Here is a 5,530-nt window from a genome sequence, read left to right on the forward strand (position 1 = left end):
AGTCGCTGGTCCGCCACCGCGATGAAAAGCAGATGCTGGCTGACGTTTGCTCGGTACTGGTCGATATTGGCGGCTACCTGGCGGCCTGGGTCGGCGAAGCGGGGCACGACGAAAAAAAGCGCATTGTTCTAACCGCCTGCTCCGGGCGGTGCGAACCCTATGTCGCCAACCTGACCGTCACCTGGGACGATACGCCGACCGGACGCGGGCCGAGCGGCCGCGCCGTGCGCAGCGGCGTCCCGGCGATCATCCGGAATATCGACGCCGATCCCTCCTTCGCGCCATGGCGAGAGGCGGCCAATGCCCAGGGCTTTCGTTCATCGATTTCACTGCCACTGCGGGTTGACGGACAGGTCAGCGGCGTCCTCAGCCTCTATTCAGCAACCACCGATCCGTTCGACGACGAAGAGGTCACCCTGCTCGGCAACCTTGCCGGCGAACTCGGCCTCGGCCTGAGCATGCAGCGCTCGCGGCAAACGCAGGCGCAGAGCGAGGCGATGTTGCTGCAGGCCCAACGCCTGGCGCGGCTCGGCCATTTCACCTTCGACGCCGCGACCGACTGCCTGAGCGGTTCGCCAACGCACAACGAAATATTCGGCATGGCCCCGGGCGAACGGCTCACCACCGATGACTGGCGGCAACTGATCCACCCCGAAGACCGGACGCGAATGAGTAATTACTCGCGCGACCATGTCTTTCGCGGCGGCCAGCCGTTCGACGCCGAATACCGGCTCATCCGCCGCGATGACGGCGAGGAACGCTGGATCCACACCGTCGGCCAGCTTGCCTACGGCAGCGACGGCCGGGTCAGCCGGCTGTTCGGAACGAGCCAGGACATCACCGAACGCAAGCAATTCGAGCAGCGCCTGAGCCAGAACGAAGCCGAGCTCAAGGAAGCCCAGGCCATCGCCCACCTCGGCAGCTGGCGGCTCGACATTGTCAATGACACGCTGAACTGGAGCACCGAGGTCTACCAGATATTCGGCCTCCCCGAAGATCACGCCCTGCATCTGGCCGACTTTATCGACCGCATCCACCCGGACGACCGCGAACGCGTCCTGAATAACTGGAAGGCTGCACTGAACGGCGAAAAATATGACAACGAGCATCGCATCGTCGTCGGTCAGGAACTGCGCTGGGTGCGCGAACGGGCGCATCTCCGCTTTGATCAATCCGGCCAGGCCGTCTTCGCCGTCGGCACGGTGCAGGATGTCACCGAGCGTCACCTCGCCGAGGAACAGTTGCGTCAGTTGTCGCTGGCCATCGAACAGACCCCGCACAGCATCGTCATTGCCAACACCGATGCCGTCATCGAGTACGTCAACGACGCCTTCGTCGCCAACACCGGCTACAGTCGCGACGATGTCATCGGCAAGAAGCCGAGCCTGCTGCACTCCGAGCAAACGCCCGACGCCACCTATATCGACCTGTGGGCCACCTTGAACGAAGGCAGAACCTGGCGCGGCGAGTTCATCAACCAGCGCAAGGATGGGTCGATATTCACCGAATTCGCCATCATTTCGCCGGTCCGTCAGCAGGATGGGATGATCACGCACTATCTCGGCATCAAGGAAGATGTCACCGAGAAAAAGCGTATTCAGTCCGAGCTGGAAAATTACCGTCAGCACCTCGAAACGCTCGTCGCCGACCGCACCGAGCAGCTGATCCAGGCCAAGAACGACGCCGAAGCGGCCAGCCGGGCAAAAAGTGCCTTTCTGGCCAACATCAGCCATGAAATCCGCACCCCGATGAACGCCATCATCGGCCTCACCCACATTGCCCAGCGCGCCGCCGGCAACAGCGAACAGCATGATCGGCTGGGCAAGGTTGCCGACGCTGCGCAGCATCTGATGGGCATCATCAACGATGTGCTCGATATTTCGAAGATCGAGGCCGGCAAGCTGCAACTCGAAAACACCGGCTTTTCGCTCGAACAGATCTGCACCAGCACCTGCGAAATGGTTGCCGTCCGGGCCCAGGCCAAGCACCTGCCGATCCATTACGAGATCGACCCGGCCCTGCCGCCAACCCTGCTCGGCGACCCTTTGCGGCTCCAGCAGATCTTGCTCAACTTCCTCTCCAACGCCATCAAGTTTACCGACCGCGGGACGATCCACGTCAGCCTGCAACTGATCGCTCGCGCCGATGGCCAGGCCGTCATCCGCGGCGCCGTCGCCGACACCGGTATCGGCATTTCCCCCGAGGCTCGGGCCAGCCTCTTTCTGCCCTTCGAACAGGCCGACAGCTCGACGACCCGCCGCTATGGCGGGACCGGCCTCGGGCTGGCGATCAGCCGCCGACTGGCCGAGGCAATGCACGGCGAAATCGGCGTCGACAGCGAACCGGGCAAAGGCAGCACATTCTGGTTCACGGCGCGCCTCGGCATCGCCGCGGCGCATCAGGCACCGACGGCCGAAAAACGCGCCACCCCGGCCCCCGCCCACCGGCGGGACGCCCATATCCTGATGGCCGAAGACAATGCCATCAACGCCGAAGTGGCCCTCGAATTGCTGCTCTCCGCGGGGCTCAAAGTCGATCACGCCGGCGATGGTGCCGAAGCCGTCGAGTTAGCCCGCCAGCGGCATTACGACCTGGTTCTCATGGACATGCAGATGCCGATCATGGACGGCCTCGAAGCGACCCGCCAGATCCGCGCCCTACCCGGCTGGGGAAGCATTCCGATCATCGCCATGACGGCCAATGCCTTCGACGAGGATCGTGAGACCTGTCTGGCCGCCGGCATGAACGATCACGTTGCCAAGCCGGTCGCCCCGGAAATCCTGTTTGCCGCCCTGAACCGCTGGCTGCCAATCAAGCCGGCCATCCCACGACCGGCTGACCAAGCGTCAGCGGGCGCCCATCAACTGGCCGGCATCAGCGGGCTGGACAGCCGCTTCGGCCTACAGTCGGTGCGCGGCCGGATGGACAGCTATCTCCGGCTGCTCGCCAAGTTCACCGAAAACCACGGCAACGACTTTGCTCGCATCCGCAGCAACCTGGCCACCGGCAACCGTGACGAGGCGCGCCGCCTCGCCCACTCGCTCAAAGGCGTCTCGGCCACGCTCGGCGCCATCGACATCCACAAGACCTCGGTAGAACTTGAAGCGGCGATCAAGGAAGGGTGCGAAACATCCGCCATCGAACAGCTCATCGACACCAGCGAACTGGCCTACCGCGCACTGCGCGAGCAATTGGCCGGCCTCGTCCAGCCGGCACAGCCCGGCGATGAAGCGGGCGATGCGGCAGCAACCAGGGCGCTGGTCGAACGCCTCCGGCGGGAATTGCAACAAGGTGACATGAGCGCCCAGGATCTCGTTCGCCACCAGGCGACAAGCTTGAGAATGATCCTCGGCAGGCGCTTCCGGACATTCGAGGATTGCGTCTCCGTCTTCGATTTTGAAGGCGCGCTGGCCATTCTCAACGACGCCGCACCGCCCGGAAACGCCGTTTAGGCCGAACGCTCCAGCCAGCGACCGGCCCCCTGGCCGGCCGCCCGGCCGCTGGCCAGGCAGGCGGTGAGCAGGTAGCCGCCGGTCGGCGCCTCCCAGTCGAGCATTTCGCCGGCGCAGAAAACACCGGGCTGGCGGCGCAACATGAGGTTTTCGTCGAGCCCTTCGAAGGTGACACCGCCCGCCGTGCTGATCGCTTCATCGAGCGGCCGGGTCGCCGTCACCGGCAGCGGCAGGGCCTTGATGGCGGCAGCCAGGCGGAACGGCTGGTTCAGCGTTTCCGGCGAGCAGAATTCGCGGAGCAGCCCGGCCTTGACGCCATCGATGCCGGCATGCCGGCGCAGATGATTGGCCAGCGAGTCGCGGCCACGCGGCCGGGCGAGGTCGGTGGCCAGTTTCTCGAAGCTGCGCCCGGGCGCCAGGTCGAGGCTGAGCACGGCGCTGCCGGCGCCGGCCAGCGCATCGCGCAAGGGCGCCGACACGGCGTAGATGAGACCGCCTTCGATGCCCGTCGCGGTGATGTTGAATTCGCCCTTTTTTTCCGGTTGACCGCGCCCCGAAGGAAGCACTCCTGGGGTGTAGCAATGGGCGCTCACGGCCTTGACCGGGGCGCCGGCGAAACGCTCGCTGAAATACGCGCTCCACGCCACGTCGAACCCGCAGTTGGCCGGCTTGAGCGGCGCCACCTCGATGCCGCGGTCGACCAGCGTCGGCACCCAGGCGCCATCCGAGCCGAGTTTGGCCCAGCTGCCGCCGCCCAGAGCCAGAATCACCGCATCGGCGGCAACCGCGCTCTCGCCGGCCGGCATCGCGAAACGCAGGCGGCCGTCCGCCGCCCAGCCCAGCCAGCGGTGGCGGACATGAAAGCCGACGCCCTGCCCGCGCAGACGATGCAGCCAGGCGCGGAGCAGCGGGGCGGCTTTCATGTCGGTCGGAAAAACCCGGCCGGAGGTACCGACGAAGGTGGCGATGCCCAGCCCATGCATCCACTCGCGCAACTGGCTCGGGCCGAAGGCGTCGAGCAGCGGCGCGATTTCGCCGGCCCGTTCGGCGTAGCGCCCCATGAAATCGGCCAGCGGCTCGGAATGGGTGATGTTCATGCCGCCCTTGCCGGCCATCAGGAACTTGCGGCCGACCGAGGGCATGGCTTCGAAAATATCGACTTTTTTCGGGTTGACCGTGGGATTGCCTGCCGCGAGCATTTCGGCCGCCATGAGTCCGGCCGGGCCGCCGCCGATGATGGCGACGCGGCGCGTCATTGGTCGTCCGCGGCGGATTTTGGCGCGTCGCCAGCCGCGTCGCGCAGTTCGCTCGGCAGCTCTTCTTCGTCGAGCGGGATCACCGTCACGGCAACATCCGGCTCCGTGCCGCCGCCGCCGAGAATGATGCCGCGCAGCGGCGAAATGTCCGAGAAATCGCGGCCGAAAGCCAGCGTGATGTGCTCGGTATCCGGCAGCAGATTGTTGGTCGGATCGAAATCGACCCAGTCATTTTCAGCGTCCGGCGCATAGACGGAAACCCAGGCGTGCGAGGCGTCGGCGCCGATCAGCCGCGGTTTGCCCGGCGGTGGGCGGGTGAGCAGGTAGCCGCTGACATAGCGGGCAGACAAGCCAAGGGCGCGCAGGCAGGCGATCATCAGGTGGGCGAAGTCCTGGCAGACGCCGCGCTTGTTTTCGAGCACTTCGAGGACCGGCGTCGACACGGTGGTCGCCTCCGGGTCGAAAGTGAATTCACGGAAAATCTTCGCCATCAGCGCCTGGGCGCCAACCAGCACCGGCGTCTTGGGCGGAAAACAATCGGCGGCGTAGTCGGCCAGCTCGTGCTTGACGCGGACGTGCGGGCTTTCGAACAAGAAACGCGTCGCATCGAGGTCGGCCGGGACCGGATCGGTCGAATCGTAGGCCAGGCGGTCGCGGACCTCCTCCCAGGGCAGCGAAGCCTCGATATCCTTGGGCAGATGCGGCATGACGGCGACGGTCATGACCGAGCGGATGATCAGCGCGTCGTGCGGGGCATGAAAGGCCACCCAGGTCACCGGATTGCCGAAGGCGTCGCGGCCGTCACGGCGCCAGGTCGGCACC

At 65.5% G+C, this 5,530-nt stretch carries 3 protein-coding genes; 1 reads left to right on the plus strand and 2 read right to left on the minus strand.

The genetic code is table 11. The features are described from left to right. Positions 1 to 3,452 (plus strand): PAS domain S-box protein (locus tag ADADOO_RS00955; protein WP_511274293.1); only part of this gene is annotated, 3,452 nt, incomplete at its 5' end. Here ADADOO_RS00955 and ADADOO_RS00960 read toward each other — a convergent pair. Then, complete coding sequence (locus tag ADADOO_RS00960) at positions 3,449 to 4,708, minus strand: TIGR03862 family flavoprotein (RefSeq protein WP_511274294.1); 1,260 nt, start codon at positions 4,706 to 4,708, stop codon at positions 3,449 to 3,451. The genes ADADOO_RS00955 and ADADOO_RS00960 overlap by 4 nt on opposite strands. Then, a partial coding sequence (locus tag ADADOO_RS00965; RefSeq protein ID WP_511274295.1) for a transglutaminase domain-containing protein occupies positions 4,705 to 5,530 on the minus strand: 826 nt, incomplete at its 5' end. The genes ADADOO_RS00960 and ADADOO_RS00965, both read right to left, overlap by 4 nt.

The organism is Azonexus sp., from assembly GCF_036170495.1.
Taxonomy (GTDB): Bacteria; Pseudomonadota; Gammaproteobacteria; order Burkholderiales; family Rhodocyclaceae; genus Azonexus.

Coding starts and splice junctions, on each gene's coding strand:
- ADADOO_RS00960 (WP_511274294.1), bottom strand. CDS start 4,708: ATGACGCGCCGCGTCGCCATCATCGGCGGCGGCCCGGCCGGACTCATG.